Raw genomic sequence first — 22,769 nt, forward strand, 5'->3', positions numbered from 1 at the left:
CATGCTGCTGCTCATCACAGGGGGCGCGGCCTCGGGCAAGTCGGCGCACGCCGAGCGCCTGCTTTGCTCTGCCGCGCCGGGGGACAAGCTCTACCTTGCCACCATGGAGCCGTTCGGCGAAGCGGCCCAAAACCGCATCGCCCGCCACCGGGCGCTGCGCGCGGGCAAGGGCTTTCATACCGCCGAGCGCCCGTTGGGGCTGGAAGACATGGCTTTTGAAAAATCGTATGACGGCGTTTTGCTCGAGGACCTCGGCAATCTGCTGGCGAACGAGATGTTCGCGCCGAACGGCGCGGGTGATCGGGCGGAAGCCGCGATTTTGCGCGGTATCGACCATGTGCGGGCGCACTGCGATACGCTTGCCATCGTGACGGACGAGATATTTTCGGACGGCCTCGCGTATCCGGCGGAGACGATGCGGTATATGCACCTGCTGGCCCGGCTGAACGCCGCGCTGGCCCGGCGCGCGGACGCGGTGTACGAATCGGTTTGCGGCATTTTGCTGCCCATAAAGGAGGGGAAGGACACTTGAAAAGCGTGGTAAGCGGCTTTCTGGTCGCGTTTTCCCTCTATTCGGCCATTCCCGTGCCGCAGGTGAATTGGGAAAAGAAAACCATGCGCTGGGCGCTGAGCTTTTTGCCGCTGGTCGGCTTGCTGATCGGCGCGGCGCAGTGGCTTTGGTTTGGGTTCTGCGCCAAGCATGGCGCGGCGGGGCTTTTCTATGCCGTGGGCGCCATGCTGCTGCCGCTCGTCCTTTCGGGCGGCATCCATCTGGATGGCTTCACGGACACGTGCGACGCGCTCTGCTCGCACGCGGACCGTGAAAAAAAGCTGCAAATCATGAAGGACCCGCACGTCGGCGCGTTCGGGCCCCTGTGGCTGGCGGCCTTTTTGCTGGCCGAAACGGCCTGTTTTGCCCAGCTTTACCAGAAGCCCGCGCTCCTGCCGTTCGCCCTTACGGGCTTTGCGCTCGCGCGCGCGCTCGGCGGGCGGGAGATCGTCGCGCTTCCCTGCGCCAAGGAATCCGGCCTTGCCCATCTATTCGCGGAGGGGAGCGATAAAAAAGCCGTCGCGGCGACGCTGCTGCTCGAAGCGGCGGTTCTTTTCGCCGCCGCCGTTCTTTGGCTGCGCGCGTCGCCCGGCGGCGTGGGCGCGGTTTGCGTGGGGGCGCTTGTTTTGCTGGCCGGGTATTGGCGGCATGGCAGGCTGTGCCGGGAGGTATTCGGCGGAATCACGGGCGATTTGGCGGGCTTTTTCATTTCGCTGGCCGAGCTTTTTTGCCTATTTTTCGCCGCTGTGGGAGGACTTTTGTTATGACCGTGCTGTTTACCGGGGGCGCTTATCAGGGCAAGGCGGCGCTGGCCAAGCGCCTGTATCCGGCCTTGCCGCTGGAAACGAATTTGCAGGACCGGGTCCGCGAGGAACTGGAAAACGGCCGCGACCCGATGGCGCTCAAAGCCCGCCTTTTGGGTAAGGCGGTCACCTGCGACGAGACCGGCTGCGGCGTGGTGCCGGTCGACCCGGCCATGGAGGGCTGGCGCGAAGCCGTGGGGCGGCTGTGCTGCGCGCTCGCCGCGGAGGCGGACGCCGTGGTTCGCGTGACCGCGGGCGTGCCGCAATGGATCAAGGGGGAAGCGCCGTGACCATTACCTTTGCCGTGATTCTCGGATTTTTGCTGGACGCCGCCTTGGGCGACCCAAAGGGCGCTTGGCACCCGGCCTGCCTGATTGGGCGGCTGGTTTCGCTGTTGGAGCGGGCGCTGCGGCGGCTGTTCCCCAAAACGCCGCGCGGCGAGACCGCGGCGGGCGTTTTGCTGTGGCTTTTGACGTGTGGGGTAAGCTTTGCGTTGCCCTTTTTCGCGCTGCGTCTGCTGTCCCGCCGGCATTTTTGGCTGGCCTTTGCGCTGCAAACGGCGCTTTGCTGGCTGCTGTTCGCGCGTAAAAGTCTCATGCGCGCGGGCGAGCATGTGCGCCGGGCGCTCAGCGTTTCGCTTGAGGAGGGACGAACGGCCGTTTCTTGGTACGTGGGCCGCGACACGGGCGAGCTGGACGAGGCGGGCGTGACCAAGGCGGCGGTTGAGACCGTGGCCGAAAACCTGACCGACGGCGTGGTTTCGCCCTTGGTGTTCATGCTGCTCGGCGGCGCGCCGCTCGGCATGCTGTACAAGGCGGTGAACACGCTCGATTCCATGGTCGGCTATCACAATGAAAAGTACGAGTACTTTGGCAAGTTTGCGGCCAAAATGGATGATATCTGCAACTTTATCCCCGCCAGACTGGCCGCCGTGTGTTTGATCGCCGCGGCGGGGCTTTTACGGTTTGACAGCCGGAACGCGCTGCGCGTTTGCCGCCGCGACCGGTCAAAGCACAAAAGCCCGAACGCCGGACAGACCGAAGCCGCCTGCGCGGGCGCGCTGCATGTGCAGCTCGGCGGGGATGCGAAGTATTTCGGCAAGGTGGTCAAAAAACAGGCCTTCGGCGACCCGGACCGCCGCATCGCCCCGATCGATATCACCCGCGCGTGTGATCTGATGACCATGGCGAGCGTGCTGGCGCTCACGCTGTGCTGCGCGGTGCGGCAGCTGCTTACGTGGCCGATGTAACAGATTTCGATCGAAACCACGCTTTCGATCGAGTATTCCGGCTGCGGCGCGCGCCTTTCAGGCACACTTCTACGCCGGTTTGTTAGCTCGTAGGCCTCAATCCATTGACCGACGCTGTGCGTCGATCAAATGCAAAACCGTGATACATGCTCAATGTCATTTAGATAAGGGAAACGCATAGGAAAAAACAAGGGGTTCACCGAGCTAGTAGGGCGCGCCGCCCTGTATAGCCCACATGGTATACAATATGTCCAAGCACATGGTATACAGTTTATGTGGCCCAATAAATGTGCTTAGAAGTAATTATACTCTCGCTGAGATTGATGGAAGCCACACGGAAGGAGCCATAGTGGAGGTCAACAGAATTCTCCCCCGAATCCGTAAGTTGGAGGTAGGTTCCAGCGAAAGCCTCAGAGAGATAGTAGCGATGCCTGCAAATGCTAACGTAGCCCTTGTAGTTGACTCTTCTAAGCCTAGCTCCATCAGGATAATCAGGTTCCGGAGGCTGCTGAAGGAACGGCCTGCTGCTGACTTTATAGTGCTTGGCAGGGACATCAAGGGCAAGCGCGGTGTGGGGACGTTCGTAGTTGTACTCATACTGCCAGTCGTCAAATGCCCGTTGCGCATCACATAAGTTAAGCATTGTGCGGTGCCTAAGCAATTCTTCCTTCAACGTACGGTGAAAACGTTCCTCCTTGCCTTGGGTCTGCGGGTGCATGGGGCGGCCATGGATCGGCCGGATGTTCAGACGCATCATCCACACATCGAACATGGTGATACCCCCCTTGCTGTCGCCCCAGAGCTTCCCATTATCGCACAACAGTTCATGCGGTAGACCGTACATCTCGAAAACTTGGACAAGGGCAGGATAAAACCTTTCGTAGGACAATGAGTCCTCAGCCTTTAGGCACAGAGAAAACCGGGAGTGGTCATCCAAAATCGTCAGTGGATAGCACCGCTGCCCATTGAGCATCGTAAAGTCGCCTTTGTAGTCCATTTGCCACAAATCGTTGGGGCATTCTCTGGCAAAGCGATTAATGGGCTTGTGTTTCTGGCTGATTTCCGGTTCGATTCGCTCGTTTCGCTTAAGAATATTGCCGATTGTGCTTTTACATGGCAGTTCTGTGTAACCTTTATTTTGCAAATATCGCTCCAGCTTTCTGGGCCCCCACGCCGGATGTTCATCCCGCGCGGACAATATCAGTTCTTGCGTTGCTGCCGATGTCTGGGTTCTTTGATGCGTCGGTGCCCGACCGCGGTCGGTCAGTTCCTCTCCAGCCTGAAACCTTCGTAACCACTTATAACCTGTTTTTCGTGTGATTTCGTGTTTTCTACATAGAGCGCTAAAACTTATCTCTCGTTGCTGCGCCTCCCTTACAAACGTTTCTCGTTCTGACTTTACTGTTTTCTCTTTCCACGGCATAAGCAATTCTCCTTTTCCCACTTATACCGTTATTTTACTCCTAAACTGTATACCATGTGCTTGGACAAACTGTTTACTATGTGACTGGGCTATACAGCCCTCGGCGCGCCGTTCTCGAAGGGACGTAACACTTCCTGAGAAACCATGTCCCTTCGCTCGGCCGTACCGGCCTGTTTCATGCTCTCACTTATCCCAGTGCTTCGCTCTCGGCGCGCCGAGGGCGGCGCGCCCTACTTTTTATGTGATGGCGTTACCATTTTGCTTTGCCTGACCTTATCTTAATGACATTGGTCACTTCGCTCCGCCGGACCGGCGTGTTTTTCGCGCCCATGTGGGTCGGCGCTTCGTTATTTGATAGGAAAGGGGTAAACTACATGCAATATCAGCACGGGGGCGATGTGTATTCCTATGCCGAAGGGCACGGGGGCGCGCTGCCGACCGATCTTTCGGCGAATATCAACCCCTATGGGCCGCCCGAAAGCGTTTTAGCAGCGCTGCATGACGCGGTGGCGTTCTGCGGCCGGTACCCCGACCCCTATTGCCGCGCGGCGCGGCGCGCGGTCGGCGCGCGGGAGGGGATAGACCCCGCGTGGATCTACCCCGGCAACGGCGCGGCCGACGTGCTCGACCGGCTGGCGCTTGTTTTACGCCCGAAAACCGCGCTGCTGCTCGCACCCACCTTCGCCGAATATGAGCGCGCGCTCGGCGCGTGCGAAACGCGCTTTCACGCCCTGCGCGAGGACGAGGGCTTCGCGCTGACCGAGCGCATCCTGACCGACCTTTCGCCCGCGCCGGACGCGGTGTTCCTCTGCAACCCGAACAACCCGACCGGCCGCGCCGCCGATCCCGCGCTGATGCGGAAAATCGCGGCGGTTTGCGAAAAAAACGATATCTGGCTGATCGTGGACGAGTGTTTTTCGGATTTCCTGACCGATGAAGCGCGGCATACGCTGAAGGATCTGCTGCCGCGCCATCAAAAGCTGGTGCTGCTGCGCGCCTACACCAAAATGTACGCCGTGCCCGGCGTGCGCTTCGGTTGGTGCATGACGGCGAACCGTGATTTGATCGAAGCGCTGTATCAGGCGGGCCAGCCGTGGAACGTTTCGGTGTTCGCGCAGGCCTGCGCGGTCGCGGCGGCGGGCGAAGCGGCGTTCGCGCGGGATTCCGCGCAAAGAATCGCGGCGGAGCGGGCGTTTTTAAGAACCGAACTGGGCGCGCGGGGGCTTTGGGTTTGCCCGGGCGAAGCAAACTACCTGCTCTTCCGCGCTCATGACGAGTCGCTTGCCGAAAAGCTTGCGGCGCGGGGCGTACTGGTGCGGGATTGCTCCAATTACCGGGGCCTCGCGCGCGGCTATTACCGCACCGCCGTGCGCGGGCGGGCGGAGAGCGCGGCGCTTCTGGCCGCGCTCGACACGCTGAACGAGGGAGGAATGGACGGATGGCAAAAGCGATCATGATACAGGGCACGGCGTCCAACACGGGTAAAAGCCTGCTGACCGCCGCGCTTTGCCGTATTTTTTGGCAGGACGGCCTGCGCGCCGCGCCGTTCAAGGCGCAAAACATGGCGCTCAATTCCTTTATCACGGCGGATGGATTCGAGATCGGCCGGGCGCAGGCCATGCAGGCCGAGGCCGCCGGTATCCCGCCCGATGTGCGCATGAATCCGGTACTGCTCAAACCGTCGAGCGACGTCGGCTCGCAGGTGATCGTGAACGGCGTGGCGCGCGGCCACTATACGGCGCGGGAGTATTGGGCCCAAAAAAAAGCGCTGATTCCCGCCGTGCGGCAGGCGTATGAAAGCCTCGCCGCCGAATACGACGTGATCGTGATCGAGGGCGCGGGCAGCCCGGCGGAGATCAATTTAAAGCAGGATGATTTCGTCAACATGGGCATGGCGCGGATCGCAAACGCGCCCGTGCTGCTCGTCGGCGATATCGACCGGGGCGGCGTGTTCGCCGCGCTGTACGGCACGGTCATGCTGCTGGAGGAGGCGGAGCGCGCGCGCATTCGCGGGCTGATCGTCAACAAGTTCCGGGGCGACCCGGAGATACTAAAGCCGGGGCTTGGGCAGCTCGAAGCGCTCACCGGCAAGCCGGTCGCGGGCGTGGTGCCGTGGACGCCGCTCGATCTCGACGAGGAGGATTCGCTGTCCGATACGCTGCGGCAGGACGGCGGGCGGGAGCCCTTATGCGTCGCGGTCGTGCGGCTGCCGCGTCTGTCGAATTTTACGGATTTTGCGGCGCTGGGCCATGTGCCGGGCGTTGGCGTGCGCTATGCCGCCCGTCCGCAGGAGCTTATGAACGCCGATCTGATCATTTTGCCCGGCACCAAAAGTACGCTGTCGGATTTAAAGTGGCTGCGCGAAAGCGGCATGGAAGCCGCGATTTTAAAGCGACACGCGGCGGGCGCGCCGGTGTTCGGCGTGTGTGGCGGCTACCAGATGCTGGGCGAAACGATCAGCGACCCCGAAGGGGCCGAGGGCGGCGGCGAAATGCGCGGCCTTGGCCTATTGCCGGTCGATACCGTGTTCCGCCCGGAAAAAACGACCGTGCAGGCGGCGGGCGCGCTGCAAACCGTAGCGGGCGCGCTCGCGCCCCTTTCCGGCATGGCGGTGCAGGGGTACGAGATCCACATGGGCGAAACGGTTCGCCGTCCGGGCGCGCGGCCGCTGGTCACGCTGCGGCGCGGCGAAATGGAAATAGAGGACGGCTGTCAGGCGGAAAACGCCTATGGCACCTATCTGCACGGCGTGTTCGACGGGGAGGGCGTCGCCCCGCGGCTGGCCGAAACGCTTGCCGAAAAACGCGGCGTCACGCTCGCCGCCGCGCCCGTCAGCGAGGCGCAGTATAAGCAAACGCAGTATGACAAGCTGGCGGATACCGTGCGCGCGTCGCTCGATATGGCGCTTGTGTACCGTATTTTGGAGGAAAACGCATGAACATGAATTTAACGCCCGCCGAGATCGAGCGGCGCAGCTTTGAGATCATCGCGGAGGAGCTGGGCGGCCGCACCTTCCCGGAGGGCATACGCGAGGTGGTGTGCCGCGTCATCCACACCAGCGCGGATTTTGACTATGCGGAAAACCTGCGCTTTTCGCCGGACGCGGTGGAGCGCGGCAAAGCCGCCCTGCTTGCGGGCGCGACGGTCGTGACCGATACCAACATGGCTTTCGCGGGCGTCAACAAGGCGGCGCTGCAAACGTGCGGCGCGGCGGCGCGCTGCTTCATGGCGGAGGAGGACGTTGCGCGCGAAGCGAAGGCGCGCGGCGTGACCCGCGCCGTGGTTTCGATGGAGCGGGCGGCGGCGCTCGAAGGGCCGGTGATCTTCGCCATCGGCAACGCGCCCACCGCGCTCATTCGGCTGCACGAGCTGATACGCGCGGGCGCGGCGTCGCCCGCGCTCGTGATCGGCGTGCCGGTCGGCTTTGTCAACGTGGTGGAAGCCAAGGAGTTGTTTGTAGGCGGCGCAACGCCGCATATCATCGCGCGCGGACGCAAGGGCGGCTCCAATGTGGCGGCCGCCATCGTCAACGCGCTGCTGTATCAGATCACCAAGCGGGAGGGATTCTAAAGTATGGGCAAAAAAGCATTGGCGGCGGTCAGCTTCGGCACCAGCTACCCGGAAGCGCGCGAGGCGATCAGCCGGATCGAGCGGGCGCTCGCCGCGGCCCGGCCCGAGCACCGGCTGTTCCGCGCGTTTACCTCGGGCATGGTGGCGGACCGGATCGAACGGGAAGAGGGCGTGCGCATTCCGAGCCCCGCGGCGCTCTTGGAGCGGCTCGCGGCGGAAGGGTACGACGAGGTGCTCTGCCAGAGCCTGCACGTGATCCCCGGGTTTGAATACGAAAAGCTGCAAAAGGCGATCGAGCCGTATGCGGCGCGGTTTAAAAAGCTGACGCTCGGCAAGCCGCTTTTGTGGGACACAAAGGATTATTTGCGCCTTTCTCGCGCGCTGCTCGCGCATATGCCGAAGCTTGACGCGGACGAAGCGTTCGTTTGGATGGGCCACGGCACCGACCACCCGGCGAACGCGGCGTACGCGCTGCTGGAAAACACCTTCCGCTTTGACGGGGCGGAGCGCGTGTACGTCGCCACGGTCGAAGGGTTCCCGAATTTCGATTATGTGCTGCGCCGCCTGCACCGGCAGGGCGTGAGCCGCGTGCGGCTGGCTCCGCTGATGGTCGTCGCGGGCGATCACGCGCAGAACGATCTAGCCGGGCCGGAGGAGGATAGCTGGAAGTCCGTTTTGGAGAGCGAGGGCTACCACGTCCAGTGCGATCTGCGCGGCCTTGGCGAATACGAAGAGGTGGCCGCGCTGTTCGCGGCGCATCTGCCCGCGTAAGAACGAAGCGCCCACGCCCGCGTCCCGGAATATTTCGACAAAAGCCGCGTAAAAATCCAAAAATACACTTGATTACTCCTTAAAAGAATGATAAACTTTTTTTAACAAGAAAAGGGTTCGTTAAAAACTGAAACCGTGAATAGTAAAACCGGGGAAATCCGGCGACACAAAGCTACAGGGCCTACCCTCCCTTTTGGGGAGCACGGCTGCCAGCTGCCGCACAAACAGGCGTCCCATGGGGCTGTTTTCTGTCATTGTGCAGAAAGCAGCCCTTTTTGCAACCTATTAAGCGGGAGAAAGAGAGATGGAGTGAGAGAGATGAAGGTACAAAAGCGATTTTTATCCGTTCTTTTGGCGGGCGCCATGCTCGTATCGCCGGTTCTGCCGGCGGCAAGGGCTGTGGACGAGCCGGCAAGGCGCGGCGAAACGGGTGTTCGAGGCGGCATCAGCGCGACGCTGCGGCTGGATTATGCCCAGAAGCTGGATGAGATCAAAGAGCGAAACGTCAGCGTCACCCTGATGAAAACGCAGGGCGGCAAAGTAACGGAAACGCTGGGCACCGTCGCGCTGGGGGACGGCGCGCGGACAGGGGCGCTCGACGCGGTTGTTTCCGCCCGCAATGCCGACGGCGGCGAGCTGGGCGGCGGCGAATGGCCCGGCTATCTGGACGTGTCCTTCGGCGATCTGCCGCGGGGAACATACAGCCTGCGCTTTTCCGGCACGGGGTATACGACCCATGAGCAGCCGGTCGATATGGATACTTACGCGCAGTCCGTCGTGCTCGGCACCGGCGACGGCACCTTTGGCCTTGGCGATGTGAACGGCGACGATAAGGTGGACGGCGCGGATTGGGACGAGCTGTCCGGCGCGCTGGGCGCCGTGGAAGAGGAGCAAATCCGGCAGTATGATCTGAACGGCGACGGCAAGATCGATATCATCGACCTTGCCTATATCAGCCGCCAGAGCCACGCCGAGGGCGAAGCCGAAACCTATAACACCGTGCTGCTCGCGCCGCCCGTGCAAGCGGAGGCGTTAAAAAACGAACTGGAACAAACGCTTGTTATAACGGGCGACGTTGCAAACCTGTTTCAGGAAAATACCGAACCGGTCAAGCTGACCCCTAAGGAGGACGGCAAGCTCGCCATCCCGATCGAGCTGGACAAGCCTGTTGATATGGAGGTGATCGAGATCGCGACGCCCGAACAGGACGGCGCGATACAAAAGGGCACCGTCATCGTCGAGGATAAGCAGGGAACAAAGACCGAATATCCCTTTGACAACACCCTGCCCGAGGGCGTGCACGCCATTGGCCGGTCGGCCGGGAGCAACGTGGTCACGATCAACCTTGGCGGTAAGGTGGCGGTTAAGAAGGTCACGATCTCGGTCACGCAGACCGCAAGCGGCAACTACGCCGTGGTCGATACCATCCGCTTTTTGCAGGATATCGTGCCGGAAAACCCCGTCGCGCCGAACAGCGTGGTCAAAACCGTGACCGCCGCGGAGGGGGACGCGCAGGTCACCCTGAAATGGGGCGAGCTGCCCAATGTAACGGGCTATAAGGTGCTGTGCAGCCTCAAGGAGGGCGGCGAGCCCAAGGAGCTGCATGTGGACGTGCCCACCGCCGTGGTAACGGGGCTTAAAAACCTGCAAACCTACGCGTTTACCGTCACCCCCACAAATGGAGAGTGGGAGGGCAAGCCGTCTCAGGTCGTCGAAGCCACGCCGCAGCCCGCCAAAGCGCCGGACGCGCCCGACATGGTCAGCGTGCAGGCGCTCGACGGCGCGCTGAACGTTACATGGGGCAAATCCAAGAACGCGACCGCGTACGAGGTCTATTATACGGATAAACAAAATGCTTCGGTAAAGGATTATGTCCGCGCGGGCGGCGCGCTCTCCGCAACCCATACGTCTGTTACCGGGCTAACGAACGATACGACGTATTATCTCTACGTCGTGGCCGTGAACGATGCCGGAAAAAGCGCTCCCTCCAAGATCGTGTCCGGCACGCCGGCGGCGGTCAAGTACGGCGAACCCGCGGGCCTGCCCACGCAGCTGACCCGTATCACGCGCGATCAGGTGCAAAGCATCGCGTTGAAGGATACCGGCAACGTCAGCACATCCAAGAGCACCAAACCCTTTACGACGGATTATCTGATGGATGGGGATTATCAAACCAACTGGACCTCGCAGTCTTGGGGCGACGGCAACTATACCCGCAGCAAGCAGCTCATTTACACCTTCAAAGACCCGGTGGATCTAAGCTATGTGATCTATGTGCCCCGGGCAGACGGCTATGAGAACTGCATGCGCCTGTACGGCGTAACGGTCTGGGACGAGGGCGACGACCTTGCCGGGCCGGGTACCGTGCTGGTTACGATGAACGGCAAAAACCAAACGCCGGTAAACGGTAAAATGGGCTCCGCGAAGGACGGCTACTTCGTCGCGCTGCCGTTCCCCGCGACCAAGGGCATCAAAAAGCTGGCCGTTGATATCGAGCAGACGGGGTACGGCGCGGTCGGCCTGTCTGAGGTCCTCTTCTTTGCGTACGATGAAACCAAGGATCTGGACAAGCAGATCGACGGCCTGTTTGAAGATCAGGCCCATACCAAGCTGCGCGCGGACGTGACGGCGCAGCAGATCAGCGATCTTTCCGCGGCGCTTGCCGGGGACGAGGGCTACTATCTCTATCCGAATACCATGAAGGACGAGCTGAAGCTGGCGCAGGAGCTGCTCGCCGGCCAGAGCGCGGGCGTGGTGCTGCGCGGCGTCACGGCGCGCAGCAGCAGCGCGGATTCTGCGAAGTACGGGCAGGGCGGCAGCGATCTGCAGCCGCTGGGCGCGGCGGCAAAGGCCGGGCAGGAGATCACGGTCTATGCCGAGGGCATTCCAGCGGGCGAAAGCGTCGCCCTGTGGGCAACGCAGTTCCACGCCGAGGCCGCCGCATGGCAGGCCAAGGTGGGCGAGCTGCAAAATGGGCGCAATGTGCTCACGGTGCCGCAGATCGGCAGCCAGACCACGCCGCGCGGCGGCAGCCTGTACTTTACCTATCATGGCGCGAACGGCGGGCAGATCACGCTGCACACGCGCCGGGCGACCGACGTGCCTGTTTTGGAGCTGGGCGACTGGTATACGCTGGACGAAGCCGGGCGCAAGGCGGTGCTCACGGCTTATATACAGGAGCTTACCGCGTACACCAAGACGATCGCCGCGAACGGCAAGCAAAACAACTGCCTGAACGTGACCGAGCTTTCCCTCCCCACGGTGCTGCTTTCCCTGCCCGCCACGGCCGTGATGGATAATACCGCGAAGGGCGGCGCGGAAGAACAGGTGCGGATCCTGTACGACAATGTGCTTGCGTGGGAACAGCTGATGCATATCGCCAAGACGACGCAGGGCATCGACAATACCTATGAAAAGAATGATATGACCTCCCGCCAGAATATCCGCTATATGCAGATGTTCGCAGGCGCGTTCATGTATGCCGCGGGCAGCCATGTGGGCGTGGAGTACGGCTCGTGCGGCGGGCTGGTATGCGGCAAGCCCGTGGACGATGCGACGGCAGAGAAAAACAAGCTGTTCGGCTGGGGCGTTGCCCATGAGATCGGCCATAATATGGACAAGCTGGGCAAGGCCGAATGCACGAACAATATCTACTCGCTCATGGTGCAGACCTTCGACGGTAAGGATAATACCCTGCCCTCCCGCTTGGAGGGCGGCAAGTACCCGCAGATCTTCACCAAGGTTGCGGAAGGCTACCCCGGCGCGTCGGGCGACGTCTTTGTGCAGCTCGGCATGTATTGGCAGCTGCATCTGGCCTATGACAATGGACAAAACGATGCAAACGGCCCCATGGATTTCTACAACCGCTTCTTCAAGAGTTGGAAAGCGGGAACGTACTTCGGCGATGCAACAAGCTACGACGACAAGGTGGCGCTGACCGCCGCCGGAACCGCAAACAAAGACCTGACCGAGTTCTTCACCCGCTGGGGCATGCAGCTAAGCGAAAGCACGAAAACCAAGCTTAAGGACTATGAAAAGGAGCCGCGCGCCATCTGGTATCTGGACGACAACAGCCGCCGCGACCGTTTAAACAGCGTGCCGCAGGGCGCCGGCAGCATTATTGCCACGGCGAAAAAAGAGGGCGATCATCAGGTGGTTCTCTCCATGCGCGCCGATATGACAGCGGGTAAGGTACGGGGCTATGAGATTCGGCGAAACGATACCGTGATCGGCTTTACGACTGAAACCACCTTTACCGATGTGATCGGTTCGGCCAACCACATGAACTTTGCCTACACCGTGCAGGCCTACGATTCGCTGGGCAACGCCATTGGCGACGCGGTGCATGCGGGGGATATCCGCGTGGCCTACGATAAAACGCTGCGCGCCGATCAGTACACGATCGACCGCGACGTAGACACCGTGACGGTCACCCTGACCAATGGGCCAACCGCCGTGTCCGGCGTCAAGCTGGTCAGCGAAAAGGCGCTCCCGCAAACCGGCGGCTACACCGTTACCGTGACAACGGAGCACGGCGATGTGGTGGCAAAGCAGGGGGATTACGGCAAGAATGAAGCGGTGGACGATGCGGACAGCTACCTTGCCTACTTTAACAAGCCCGGTACGGACTCCGCGGACAGCCGCATCTGGACGTATGATGCGACGAAGGTCGTCATGACGAATGTGCCGGAAAACGCGGCCGTACAGCTCATCAGCTACGCCGGGGACGACGTGGCCTTTACCGAGGGCGGCGCGGCAGGTATCCTCAGCGCGGATTATGTATACGGCACGGAAACGGATGACGTGATCAAAGCGGGCACGCTTGTGATCACCGGCACCTATCGCGGCGACCCTGTTTACAACACCCTGCGCGTTAAGGGCGAATTTACCGACAGCGCGCTGGATGCGAACGGGGAACCGCAAGAGAAAACCACTCTTCGCTATCTGGACGGTTACGCGCTCTTCTTCGCGGAGATACCAGAGGATAAGGAAGTAAGCGATATCAGCGACGGCGTCTTTATTTTCGTACCCAATGTGCAGCGGGAAGCGGAACTGCAAGGCGGGCAGTCGCACTGCGAGGGCGGCAGCCTGCTGCCCAGCCGCATGATGGCGGAGCTGAGCCGCACGGACGATCCAAATAGCGCGGAAAACCAGTACCTAACGGCCAGCACTAGCTGGATCAGCGCGCCCGGCGGGGATAACCTGCCCACCATAGAACTGAAGGGGGCGATGGAATAATGCGGAAACGGATTCTTTGCGCGCTGACCGCGTTGCTTCTTGTCTGCCCCCTGATGACGCACCCGGCCCTTGCGGCCGGGGCGCAGGGCGCGCTTACGCTGGCCTGTGCCCGCGAGGACGATGGGATCGTTCTTTTCGTGGACGGGCTGGATGGCAAAACCAATATCTATGCCGTGCAGCTCGATCTTACGCTGGACGGGCTGCACCCGGACGCCAGACTGATACCGGCCAGCGCGGATGTGCAGACCCCGGAAAAGAGCGCTATAACGGAAAATGGCAAAACACACCTGACCGTCTATCTCGATTCGCAGGTGCCAATAAACGAGGGGAAAACGCTGCCCCTCGGTACGCTGACCGCGTCAGACAGCGTGCCGCTGCCTGAAAAGGCGGAGCTGATTTTACTGGATCTATCGCTGCGAAAGGTCGCGTTTGCCGGCGCGCCCGCGGTCAGTTTGCCCGGCGGGGAGGATTCCGGCAACACCGGCGGCGACAGCGGCAGCACCGGCGGTGATTCGGGCAACACAGGAGGTGACAGCGGCAACACCGGCGGCGGCAGTACCGGCGGCGCGGGCGGTGGCGGCGGTTCGTCGGGCGGCGGAGGCGGCGCGGGCAGCGCCGCCGAAACAGCCGGTAGCAACGAAACCGTTTCCGCCGGTTCGCAGGGGCAGGCGATCCTGACCCAAAAACAGCTCGAAAAAGTAAAGACATTGACCGTACAAAGCGGGGAAGCCTCTGTTTTCCTGCCGGAGAGCGCGGTCAAGGCGCTGCGGCAGGCGGGGACGGACGTGACGCTGACCCTCACTGCCGACGGTGCGGAGGGGCAGAGCAAAACCACACGGGCGCAAACCGGCGGCGCGCCGGTATATGTCTTTTCCAACGAGGCGGGGGGCAAGTATGTTGCGCTCGGCGGCGGCGTACAGCTCACCGCGCCGTTTGCTGGGAAGGGAACGCCCGTGGCCTATTCGCTCGGCGCGAACGGGAACCTGTCCCGGATGGGCGCGCTGACCGCGCAAAACGGCAGCGTGACGCTGGAACTGCCATCCGCCACAGCGGTGGCTGTTCTGGATATCCGGCACCGCTTTGCCGACGTCGGCGGCTGGTACGAGGGGTATGTCAACACAATGGCGGCCAAGGGCGTCATGTCCGGTCTGGACGAGAAAACCTTCGCGCCCCAAAAGAATATGACGCGGGCCGAGCTGGTCACCACGCTGGCGCGTATCAGCGGGGGCAGCCTGCCGGAAGGCGCGGCTGCGGGCTTTGCGGATGTACCGGCGAACGCTTGGTACGCCCCCTATGTGGCGTGGGCGCATGAAAACGGCGTGGCGAACGGCATGACCGCAACCACGTTTGCGCCCGGCGGCGCGCTCACCCGTGAGCAGCTCGCGGTCATGCTGGTGCGTTTTGCCGGTATGCAGGGAACAACGCTTTCGCAGGAGCAGCAGGCGGCGGAATTTGCGGATGCCGCCACAGTATCCGGCTACGCGGCGGAAGCGGTGCGGCTGATGCAGCGTTCGGGCATCATCAGCGGCCGGGGCGATGGACGCTTTGACCCCAAGGGCACGGCCACCCGCGCCGAATGCGCGAAAATGCTTGCGGTCCTGATGGAAGAGCTCTGATCAAATAAAACAGCGGAGGAAAAACGCCGGTTCACGGTGTTTTTCCTCCGCTGTTTTTCGTTTTAAAGCAGGCTTTGCAGGTCGCCCAGCATTTCCTCGTCCGTAAGGGGGCAGCCGTGCCCGCCGAGCCGGATGGAGGGCTTGGTCTTGCCGTGGTAATCGCTGCCGCAGGTGACAAACAGGCCGGCGGCCCTTACCTTGTCCGCGTAAAAGCGGCGCTCATCGTCCGTGTGGTAGCTGCTGTACGCTTCCACGCCGTCAATACCGGTTTTGAGAAGCCCCTCCAGCAGTTCGTCATGGCCTTTCAGGTTGACGCCGGGGTGGGCCAGCACGGCGCGGCCGCCGTTCCGGTGAATCAGCGCGACCGTGTCCGGCAGCGTCGGAAAGGCAATGGGCGCGTAACAGGGCTTGCCCTGCGAATAAAAGTCCCAATAGAAATTGACAAAGGGATTATCCGAACGCGCGCCGCCCGGCCGGTAGGGCATAAGCAGCGGGTGCTCCGCGTATTCCGGCTTGCCCAGCAGCACCTCGCCGAACATTTCGCCCGTCCATATGCTCTGGTGGAACATGCCCTCGGCCAGCTTGTTCAGATCGGCTTCCGTGATGGCAAAGCCGAGCCGCCTCGTCGCTTCCAGCATGATGTGGGACGCTTTTTCGCCCTGCGCTTCGATGTTCTGCTCGATCCCGGCGAAATCCTCCGACGCGGCGTCGATCCCATAGCCGAGCACATGGAAATTCACGCCCGCAAAGGTGCAGTCGATCTCGATCGAGGGGATATAGGTGATACCGGCCGCCGCCGCGGCAGCCGCGCCTTCCGCGTTCGCGCGCGCGCAGTTGTGATCCGATATGGCCATGATTTTTATGCCGCGTTCCGCGCACTGCCGCACCAGCTCCGCCGGGGAAAACTCGCCGTCGTCGCTGTAATGGCTGTGCATGTGCAGGTCGATACATTCTCCGTGCATGGTAGGTGCCATCCTTTCTCGTTTCGTAAGCTTACCCTAAGCATAGCTTATTTTGCCGCTGAATGCAAGGTGGATGAAGCTGGAATCTCCCGTTTTTCGCTTTGCAATCGCCGCCGAATCCTGCTATACTGGTAATGCACGAAAATCCCACTGCGAAAGGAATAGGACAGCGATGAACATCACCAAACGAGACGTGCTGGAGCTGCGCCGCAGGCTGAAAAAGACCGAGTGCTCGATCACCCGGATCTGCGGCTGCTATGTAAACAGCGGCAAGCAGACCGTTCTGAAATTCGACGAGCCGTTTTTGGATCTGGACGACGAGGAGTTTTTTAAATACTTAGAGATCGCCAAGAAAACGCTTTCCGGTTCGCTCGGCGCGAACCTGCTGGAGCTGGAATTCGACCGCACGGACGAAGCCGTGGAGCGGCAGCAATATCTGCTCGCCTTAAAGCAAAGCAAGCTGAAAAACGAGGAGCTAATCGACCGGCTGTACGAGCAGATCATCGAGCATTACGCCTATGCGGGCAATTACCTCATTCTTATTTACCATGATGTGTACGACGTGATGACCAAAACCACGGATAACATCAAGGTGGACGAGTCCGAGGAGGTCTATGAGTACCTGATCTGCTCGATCTGCCCGGTCGAGCTGTCCAAGCCCGGCCTTGGCTACCGCGAGGAGGAGAACCGCATCGGCGCGCGCGAGCGCGACTGGGTGGTCGGCCTGCCCGATCTGGGCTTTGTCTATCCCGCGTTCAGCGACCGGGGCAGCGATGTCAACGCGGTGATGTACTATGTCAAGACCGGCAAGGAGTCCCATCCCGAACTGGTCGAGCAGGTGCTCGGCTGCATCAGCCAGCGCACGGCGGCGGAGGAAAAGAAGGTATTCCACGAGGTTATTCAAAACGCCTTTGAGGAAGACGAGGACGAGGCGGACACGGCCCTATTGAAGATACAAAAAACGATCAGCGGTTTGGTGCTCGAATCCGAAGAGGATGAAGAAAGCGCCCCCGTCAGCCTGACGCGCGAAACGGTTTCCGGCCTGCTGGCCGAAGCCGAGGTGCCGGACGAGGCGCGCGAGCGCATCGAGCGCTCCTATGTGGAGGCGTTTGGCGATATGCCGCCGGTGGCGCACAACATCGTCGATAAAAAAATGGCGGAGGAAGCCGCGCGCCGCGAGCAAACCATGGCGCTCCAGCAAAAGGTAGAGGTCTTGCAGCAGCGGCTGCAAGAGGCGACGGGCGACCGCGCGGACGGAGAAAACCCGCCGTGGGCGGACGGGCAGCACAAGGAGATCATTTTGCAGCTGCCGGAGGACAAGCTGGACGCGGTCGAGACCCGCGTGCTGGACGGCCAAAAATGCATCGTGATCCCGGTGGAGGAGGGCGAATCCGCCCGCATCAACGGCGTGGAAAAAGAAATATAATTTTTGCGTTGCCACATTGCGGATGCTTGTCCGCAATGTGGCAATTTCAATTCAAAAAAACTCTTGCTTTTTGATCAATTATCCGGTACAATAAAGAAAATCTATGTTTTGTGTTTATTTAGAAGGAGTGAGACTTTGTGTCGGCTATTGTTATGGCGGCTTGTCCCTAAAACAGAATAGTAACGATCTTTCGTGAATACTGTCGCGTGGGTTATCCACGTATTGCAGGGCACGTCTGGCGTGTCTTTTTTTGCGCCCATTTTGCGCAATCCGGCACAATAGATGAAATCCCGCGGAGACAGGCTGAAAGGTCTGTTTCCGCGGGATTTTTGCGCTCTTTTTTAGGGATAAGCGACATTTTGGAAAGGAGAATACCCATGAAAATAATACGCAATACGGGCTAGAGCGCCCGTCTCTCAGGAGGAGACCAAACATGAATATCAAAAAATACGGCTTTCCGTCATCACATATCAGCGGCCAGAACGGCACCCCGGCGCGTATCACAGCCGTGCACCGCGGCTTTTTTGAGATCGTCTGCGATTACGGCACGGGCCTTGCCGGCCTGAAAACCGGCGCCTACCGCACGGGCGGGGAAAATTTGCCCACCACGGGCGATTTTGTTCTGATCGATTGGCAGGCAAACGGTGAAAGCCGCATTTTGAAGACCCTGCCGCGCAAAACCTATTTTGCCCGTCTCGACCCATCCTCGTCCGGCCATGGCGAGCAGGCGGTAGCGGCGAATTTTGACTATGTGTTCCTGCTGCAATCGCTGGACCGCGATTTTAATCCGCGCAGGCTCGAACGGTATCTGACGCTTTCGTGGCAGTCCGGCGCTACGCCGGTCGTACTGCTGACCAAGGCGGACGGCACGGCGGACGCGGCGTCGTATCTCCGCGCCGTGCAAACGTCCGCGATCGGCGTGGAGGTATACGCGGTGAGCGCGAAAACCGGGGAAGGGCTGGATCGTTTGCAGCCTTATTTGCAGTCCGGCAAGACCATTGTATTTCTCGGTTCGTCCGGCGTGGGCAAGTCCACGCTGGTGAACGCGCTCGCGGGCGAGGCTGTGATGGAGACCGGCGGCATCCGTGAAAAGGATGGGCGGGGCAGACACACGACCAGCCGCCGCCAGCTTCTTTTGCTGCAAAGCGGCGTGATGGTGATCGACACGCCGGGCATGCGCGAGCTGGGGCTTTGGAACGCGGAGGGCGGCGTGGAAAAAAGCTTTGCCGATGTGGAACAGTTTTTGGGAAGCTGCAAGTTCAGCGATTGCCGCCACCAGAGCGAGCCGGGCTGCGCGATAAAAAAAGCCCTGCGTGCGGGCGAACTGTCCTATGACCGCTGGGAGAGCTACCAGAAGCTGCACATTGAAGCGCAGTACGCGGATGATAAGATCGGCTATTTGCGCCAAAAGGAGCAGCGCTTTAAGGAGATCGCCAAGCTGCAAAAAACGATGCTTGCGCAGGACTACCGGCACGCGCCCTGCACGGATAGCTTTATTTGCAAGGTATGCGGCGCGCCGGTATCGCCGCAGGATACGGGCAGCCGCCACCGCAACCATTGCCCGCACTGCCTGTCCAGCGTGCATTTGGATAACCGGCCCGGCGACCGGGCTTCGCTCTGCAAAGGGATCATGGACCCCGTCGCCGTGTGGGCGCGCGGGAACGAGGAATGGGCGCTGATTCACCGCTGCCGCACATGCGGCACACTGCATTCCAACCGCATCGCGGCGGACGACAACGAGGCGCTGCTGCTTGAAATTGCGAACAAACCGCTATCCGCCACGCCCTTTGCCGATCCGGATGAAACGGACGGCGCGTGGTAAGCGCGCGGAATCCCGGCAAAAAGAGCGTTTCAGATCGACAACAAAGGGCGTATCGCTAAAAAGCGATACGCCCTTTGTTATGCATATTTTTATGCATTGAGATTTGGTGCAAACGGCCTTACGCTTTCAAGGGGGAACATCGTGCGTTCGGCGACTTCTTCAGCCGATAGGCCCTGACGGAAAAAGCGTTTGATTACCGTATTCATATCCTCTGCAATCTCCACAATATGCATGTCCGGGTCATATATCCGAAAATCGCGCTGCCCCCATGGGTATTCCTTAATTTCATGCACCCATTGTAAGCCGGATATGGCTTTCATTGCGGCGTACGCCTCGTCCAGATCGGCCACTTCAAAATAGATTTGAAAGCTGTGCGACCGCGCCTTCACGCTATCCGCCGCCAAGCCGACGAGTTCGGCATACTCCTGTTGCAGAGAAAAACCTGCAAAAGCGACATGCGCGCCCATGTCCATGACGGCGGTTTGGTGTAGCGCTTTTTCATAAAAGCGCTTTGAGGCGGCGATATCCTTCACCGCTAAAAGGCAACCCTGATACTTCATTTTTCAATCCTCCTTTGAGGATATTGTAGGGTATATCTCCGTTCCGTCATAGTAAAAATCGGACATGGTCTTACAATACTCTTGCGGCGTTACGCCGCTGATCGCCTTGAAATCCTTATCAAAATGGGCTTGGTCGAAATAACCGGCTTGCTGCGACAAGGCGGCAAAATAGCAAGGCGCGCTTTGCATATGCTTTAATACATAGTTAAAGCGGGTCAAGCGCGCATAGTGTTTCATGTTCATGCCGATTTGGGCAAGAAACAAGCGGTTGAGCTGCCGTTCGCTGTAACCGGATCGCCGCGCCACTTCATTCACCTGCGCTTGTCCATGGCTGTCGGCGATCATGGCGGCGGCCAATAACAAAGCGTCCGAAACGACTGGTCGCTCCATCCGTTCATATAATATTTTTTCGCATCTCTGTACCAGCTCCGCTGTGGTTTTCGCCCTGACAAAGGCATGATGCAGCGAAGCGAAAAGCGCGCTGTCGATGTCGGCAAGCGAAAGGCGTTTGCCCGCGAGCGCCGCTTGGCTTTGACGCGTGATCTGGTACAGGCCATAGGGGGAAAGCGAAATGAGCAGCAGGACTTGGTAACGGTTGGGTTCCGCGCCCAACAAAACAGGGGATATGGATGCGCCCCACAGCTCGGCGGCGACAGCGGTCCCATCGAAGGCGAGCGACAGGGTTCCGCAAGCGTTCGGCATTAGCGTGTACCGCGCCGCAAACGTGTCGCTCTTTGGAAATACGACGTTATAATACTGGATATAATTCCGCAGCCCCACAGGAGAGGGGAAGAGCTGAAATTGCCTGTCATTTGGAAAGATCAAATCGTTTCCCCTTCTTCCTTAAAAAGTAAAACGGCGCGTTGCAAAATAAAAGAGTTTCCGTATGTCATTCTGAAACGAAGTGAAGAATCTCGCGCGAACGCGCGGGTTTTACGTAGGTCTCGCGCGTGCGCGCGAGATTCTTCGTCACTTTGCTCCTCAGAATGACATGTATTGGAACATTTCTTATTTTGCAACGCGCCGTTTTGGTCTATCGTTTTTAGATGCGGCAGCTTTCCAGAAGCTGATTTTTGACCTGCCAAAGGTTTTTGGAAAGGTCGACGAAATAGGTCTGCGGGTTCTCAAAGCGCTTGACCTGATCCCAAAGCGTTTCAAGTTCGGCGGCGCAATAGGCGCGGATATCGTCGATATCCGGGCATTTATACACGCAGCGGCCCTTTTTGAAAAGCTGCACGCGCAGCGGCCGGGCGGTAAAGTCGGTCACAATCTTCTGCTTCCATGTGTGGATGGGGTGGAACAGGGTATAGGGACGCTTTTCATCGATCGTTTCGTCGTGAATGGTGATCACATCGCCCACGGCTTTACCGGTTTGGTTATCAAACAGGCGGTAAACGTGCTTAAAGTGCGGCGTGGTGATCTTTTCAACGTTTTCCGATACTTTGATCTTGGGTACGACATCGCCCTCGGCGTTTTCGACCGCGGCAAGCTTGTACACGCCGCCGAACACGGGCTCGGACTTAGAGGTGATGAGCCGCTCGCCGATGCCGAAGGAATCGATCCGCGCGCCCTGCGTGATCAAATCGCGCACCAGATACTCGTCGAGCGAGTTGGAAGCCATGATCTGCATATCGGGGAAGCCCGCCTCGTCCAGCATTTCGCGCGCGCGAATGGACAGATAGGCGATATCGCCCGAATCAAGGCGGATGCCGCGCGGGCGGACACCCGTTTTTTCGATCATCTCCCGCGCGACGCGGATCGCGTTCGGCACGCCGCTTTTCAGCACATTATAGGTATCGACCAAAAAGACGCAGTTATCCGGATAAATATCGGCGTAAGCCTTGAAGGCGTCGTATTCGCAATCGAACATCTGCACCCAAGAGTGCGCCATCGTGCCGCCCGCGGGGATCTTATAATCCCGGTCGGCCAGCACGCAGGCGGTACCCTGACAGCCGCCGATGTAGGCCGCGCGCGCGCCGTAAATCGCGCCGTCGTAGCCCTGCGCGCGGCGGGAGCCGAATTCCAGCACCACGCGGCCCTGCGCGGCGCGGGTGATGCGGCTGGCCTTGGTGGCAATCAGCGTTTGGTGGTTGATGGTGAGCAGCACCATGGTCTCCACGAATTGGGCCTGAATCATCGGCCCCGCGACCGTAACGAGCGGTTCGCCGGGGAAAACGGGCGTGCCCTCGGGCACGGCCCATACGTCGCATTCAAACTTAAAATTGCGCAAATAATCGAGGAAGGCCTCGGAAAAGCAGTTTCGCCCGCGCAGATAGGCAAGGTCGTCCTCGGTGAAGTGCAGGTTTTTGAAGTATTCAATCAGCTGCTGCACGCCGGCCATGATCGCGTACCCGCCGCCATCCGGCACGCGGCGAAAAAACATATCGAAATAAGCGCGGCGATCGGCCATTCCTTTCTCAAAGTAGCCGTGCGCCATCGTAAATTCGTAAAAGTCGGTCAGCATCGTGAGATTTTTCTCGGTCATTACAGCAGTCCCCCTGCTATTTTTATTCATCCGGCGTATCTGTCTTGACATGCCATATTACTCTCATAATAGACCTTTTTGGACTAAAGTGCAAGACCAAGTTTGCGTAAAATGCCCCGCTGTGGGTTCAATGTCGTTTCGTGACGGACAAGCAAGCGAAAAAAAGGCGATAAACGCCTCGTAGGCTCCCCTCCGACGAGGGCATATGCGTAAACTTAAGCAACACGCGATCTGGCCTTCCCCCACGAGGGGAAGGTGGCGCGCGCCGTAGGCGCGTGACGAATGGGGGGCGTA

At 60.0% G+C, this 22,769-nt stretch carries 17 protein-coding genes and 1 riboswitch; of the genes, 12 read left to right on the forward strand and 5 right to left on the reverse strand.

The window, feature by feature from the left end; all coding sequences use genetic code 11:
- Window position 1 precedes the first annotated feature (1 nt).
- From NE562_RS08235 to cbiB, 4 genes are read left to right on the forward strand one after another with little or no spacing between them, the layout of a single operon-like run.
- Window positions 2-532 (forward strand): bifunctional adenosylcobinamide kinase/adenosylcobinamide-phosphate guanylyltransferase, encoded by a 531-nt coding sequence (locus NE562_RS08235; RefSeq protein ID WP_280961926.1) that lies wholly within the window; start codon window positions 2-4, stop codon window positions 530-532.
- Window positions 533-537: 5 nt separating this feature from the next.
- Window positions 538-1,317: an adenosylcobinamide-GDP ribazoletransferase gene (locus tag NE562_RS08240; protein ID WP_280961941.1), complete on the forward strand. Its 780-nt coding sequence runs from the start codon at window positions 538-540 to the stop codon at window positions 1,315-1,317.
- Window positions 1,314-1,643 (forward strand): bifunctional adenosylcobinamide kinase/adenosylcobinamide-phosphate guanylyltransferase, encoded by a 330-nt coding sequence (locus NE562_RS08245; RefSeq protein ID WP_280961927.1) that lies wholly within the window; start codon window positions 1,314-1,316, stop codon window positions 1,641-1,643. The genes NE562_RS08240 and NE562_RS08245 overlap by 4 nt, the downstream gene beginning before the upstream one ends.
- Window positions 1,640-2,602, forward strand: coding sequence for an adenosylcobinamide-phosphate synthase CbiB (gene cbiB, locus NE562_RS08250; protein ID WP_280961928.1), 963 nt, complete (start codon window positions 1,640-1,642; stop codon window positions 2,600-2,602). Before NE562_RS08245 ends, cbiB begins: the two co-directional genes overlap by 4 nt.
- Before the next feature lie 271 nt (window positions 2,603-2,873).
- Here cbiB and NE562_RS08255 read toward each other — a convergent pair whose 3' ends face one another.
- The gene (locus NE562_RS08255; RefSeq protein WP_280961929.1) at window positions 2,874-4,025 is read right to left on the reverse strand and encodes an IS481 family transposase; all 1,152 of its coding nucleotides are present in this window, start codon (window positions 4,023-4,025) and stop codon (window positions 2,874-2,876) included.
- A 374-nt stretch (window positions 4,026-4,399) separates the two neighbouring features.
- On the opposite strand from NE562_RS08255, the gene NE562_RS08260 reads away from it, so the two are divergent.
- The 6 genes from NE562_RS08260 (at window position 4,400) to NE562_RS08285 (ending at window position 15,220) form a co-directional block, all read left to right on the forward strand.
- Window positions 4,400-5,482: a pyridoxal phosphate-dependent aminotransferase gene (locus tag NE562_RS08260; RefSeq protein ID WP_280961930.1), complete on the forward strand. Its 1,083-nt coding sequence runs from the start codon at window positions 4,400-4,402 to the stop codon at window positions 5,480-5,482.
- A complete protein-coding gene (locus NE562_RS08265; RefSeq protein ID WP_280961931.1) occupies window positions 5,464-6,963 on the forward strand; it encodes a cobyric acid synthase in 1,500 nt (499 codons plus the stop codon). Before NE562_RS08260 ends, NE562_RS08265 begins: the two co-directional genes overlap by 19 nt.
- A complete protein-coding gene (locus NE562_RS08270) occupies window positions 6,960-7,595 on the forward strand; it encodes a precorrin-8X methylmutase (RefSeq protein ID WP_280961932.1) in 636 nt (211 codons plus the stop codon). Before NE562_RS08265 ends, NE562_RS08270 begins: the two co-directional genes overlap by 4 nt.
- A gap of 3 nt (window positions 7,596-7,598) precedes the next feature.
- Window positions 7,599-8,366 (forward strand): sirohydrochlorin cobaltochelatase, encoded by a 768-nt coding sequence (locus NE562_RS08275; protein ID WP_280961933.1) that lies wholly within the window; start codon window positions 7,599-7,601, stop codon window positions 8,364-8,366.
- Between the two features lie 131 nt (window positions 8,367-8,497).
- Window positions 8,498-8,587: riboswitch (cyclic di-GMP riboswitch) on the forward strand.
- Window positions 8,588-8,684: 97 nt separating this feature from the next.
- Window positions 8,685-13,604, forward strand: coding sequence for a M60 family metallopeptidase (locus NE562_RS08280; protein WP_280961934.1), 4,920 nt, complete (start codon window positions 8,685-8,687; stop codon window positions 13,602-13,604).
- Complete coding sequence (locus NE562_RS08285) at window positions 13,604-15,220, forward strand: S-layer homology domain-containing protein (RefSeq protein ID WP_280961935.1); 1,617 nt, start codon at window positions 13,604-13,606, stop codon at window positions 15,218-15,220. The genes NE562_RS08280 and NE562_RS08285 overlap by 1 nt, the downstream gene beginning before the upstream one ends.
- Before the next feature lie 62 nt (window positions 15,221-15,282).
- On the opposite strand, the gene NE562_RS08290 is transcribed toward NE562_RS08285, so the two are convergent.
- Window positions 15,283-16,182 (reverse strand): PHP domain-containing protein, encoded by a 900-nt coding sequence (locus NE562_RS08290; protein ID WP_280961936.1) that lies wholly within the window; start codon window positions 16,180-16,182, stop codon window positions 15,283-15,285.
- A gap of 172 nt (window positions 16,183-16,354) precedes the next feature.
- On the opposite strand from NE562_RS08290, the gene NE562_RS08295 reads away from it, so the two are divergent.
- A complete protein-coding gene (locus NE562_RS08295; protein WP_305147413.1) occupies window positions 16,355-17,608 on the forward strand; it encodes a DUF4317 domain-containing protein in 1,254 nt (417 codons plus the stop codon).
- Between the two features lie 433 nt (window positions 17,609-18,041).
- A complete protein-coding gene (gene rsgA / locus NE562_RS08300) occupies window positions 18,042-19,430 on the forward strand; it encodes a ribosome small subunit-dependent GTPase A (RefSeq protein WP_280961937.1) in 1,389 nt (462 codons plus the stop codon).
- Window positions 19,431-19,519: 89 nt separating this feature from the next.
- Here rsgA and NE562_RS08305 read toward each other — a convergent pair whose 3' ends face one another.
- The 3 genes from NE562_RS08305 to NE562_RS08315 form a co-directional block, all read right to left on the reverse strand.
- A complete protein-coding gene (locus NE562_RS08305) occupies window positions 19,520-19,990 on the reverse strand; it encodes a glyoxalase/bleomycin resistance/dioxygenase family protein (RefSeq protein WP_280961938.1) in 471 nt (156 codons plus the stop codon).
- Between the two features lie 3 nt (window positions 19,991-19,993).
- Complete coding sequence (locus tag NE562_RS08310) at window positions 19,994-20,815, reverse strand: helix-turn-helix domain-containing protein (protein ID WP_280961939.1); 822 nt, start codon at window positions 20,813-20,815, stop codon at window positions 19,994-19,996.
- Window positions 20,816-21,032: 217 nt separating this feature from the next.
- A complete protein-coding gene (locus NE562_RS08315; RefSeq protein WP_280961940.1) occupies window positions 21,033-22,475 on the reverse strand; it encodes a nicotinate phosphoribosyltransferase in 1,443 nt (480 codons plus the stop codon).
- Window positions 22,476-22,769 lie beyond the last annotated feature (294 nt).

It is taken from the genome of Butyricicoccus faecihominis (assembly GCF_024462775.1).
GTDB lineage: Bacteria > Bacillota > Clostridia > Oscillospirales > Butyricicoccaceae > Agathobaculum > Agathobaculum faecihominis_A.

Bases quoted from the DNA above. Each gene is read 5' to 3' on its own strand.
- NE562_RS08235 (WP_280961926.1), top strand. From the start codon at position 2: ATGCTGCTGCTCATCACAGGGGGCGCGGCCTCGGGCAAGTCGGCGCAC.
- NE562_RS08245 (WP_280961927.1), top strand. From the start codon at position 1,314: ATGACCGTGCTGTTTACCGGGGGCGCTTATCAGGGCAAGGCGGCGCTG.
- NE562_RS08255 (WP_280961929.1), bottom strand. From the start codon at position 4,025: ATGCCGTGGAAAGAGAAAACAGTAAAGTCAGAACGAGAAACGTTTGTA.
- NE562_RS08260 (WP_280961930.1), top strand. From the start codon at position 4,400: ATGCAATATCAGCACGGGGGCGATGTGTATTCCTATGCCGAAGGGCAC.
- NE562_RS08265 (WP_280961931.1), top strand. From the start codon at position 5,464: ATGGCAAAAGCGATCATGATACAGGGCACGGCGTCCAACACGGGTAAA.
- NE562_RS08270 (WP_280961932.1), top strand. From the start codon at position 6,960: ATGAACATGAATTTAACGCCCGCCGAGATCGAGCGGCGCAGCTTTGAG.
- NE562_RS08275 (WP_280961933.1), top strand. From the start codon at position 7,599: ATGGGCAAAAAAGCATTGGCGGCGGTCAGCTTCGGCACCAGCTACCCG.
- NE562_RS08280 (WP_280961934.1), top strand. From the start codon at position 8,685: ATGAAGGTACAAAAGCGATTTTTATCCGTTCTTTTGGCGGGCGCCATG.
- NE562_RS08285 (WP_280961935.1), top strand. From the start codon at position 13,604: ATGCGGAAACGGATTCTTTGCGCGCTGACCGCGTTGCTTCTTGTCTGC.
- NE562_RS08290 (WP_280961936.1), bottom strand. From the start codon at position 16,182: ATGCACGGAGAATGTATCGACCTGCACATGCACAGCCATTACAGCGAC.
- NE562_RS08295 (WP_305147413.1), top strand. From the start codon at position 16,355: ATGAACATCACCAAACGAGACGTGCTGGAGCTGCGCCGCAGGCTGAAA.
- rsgA (WP_280961937.1), top strand. From the start codon at position 18,042: ATGAATATCAAAAAATACGGCTTTCCGTCATCACATATCAGCGGCCAG.
- NE562_RS08305 (WP_280961938.1), bottom strand. From the start codon at position 19,990: ATGAAGTATCAGGGTTGCCTTTTAGCGGTGAAGGATATCGCCGCCTCA.
- NE562_RS08315 (WP_280961940.1), bottom strand. From the start codon at position 22,475: ATGACCGAGAAAAATCTCACGATGCTGACCGACTTTTACGAATTTACG.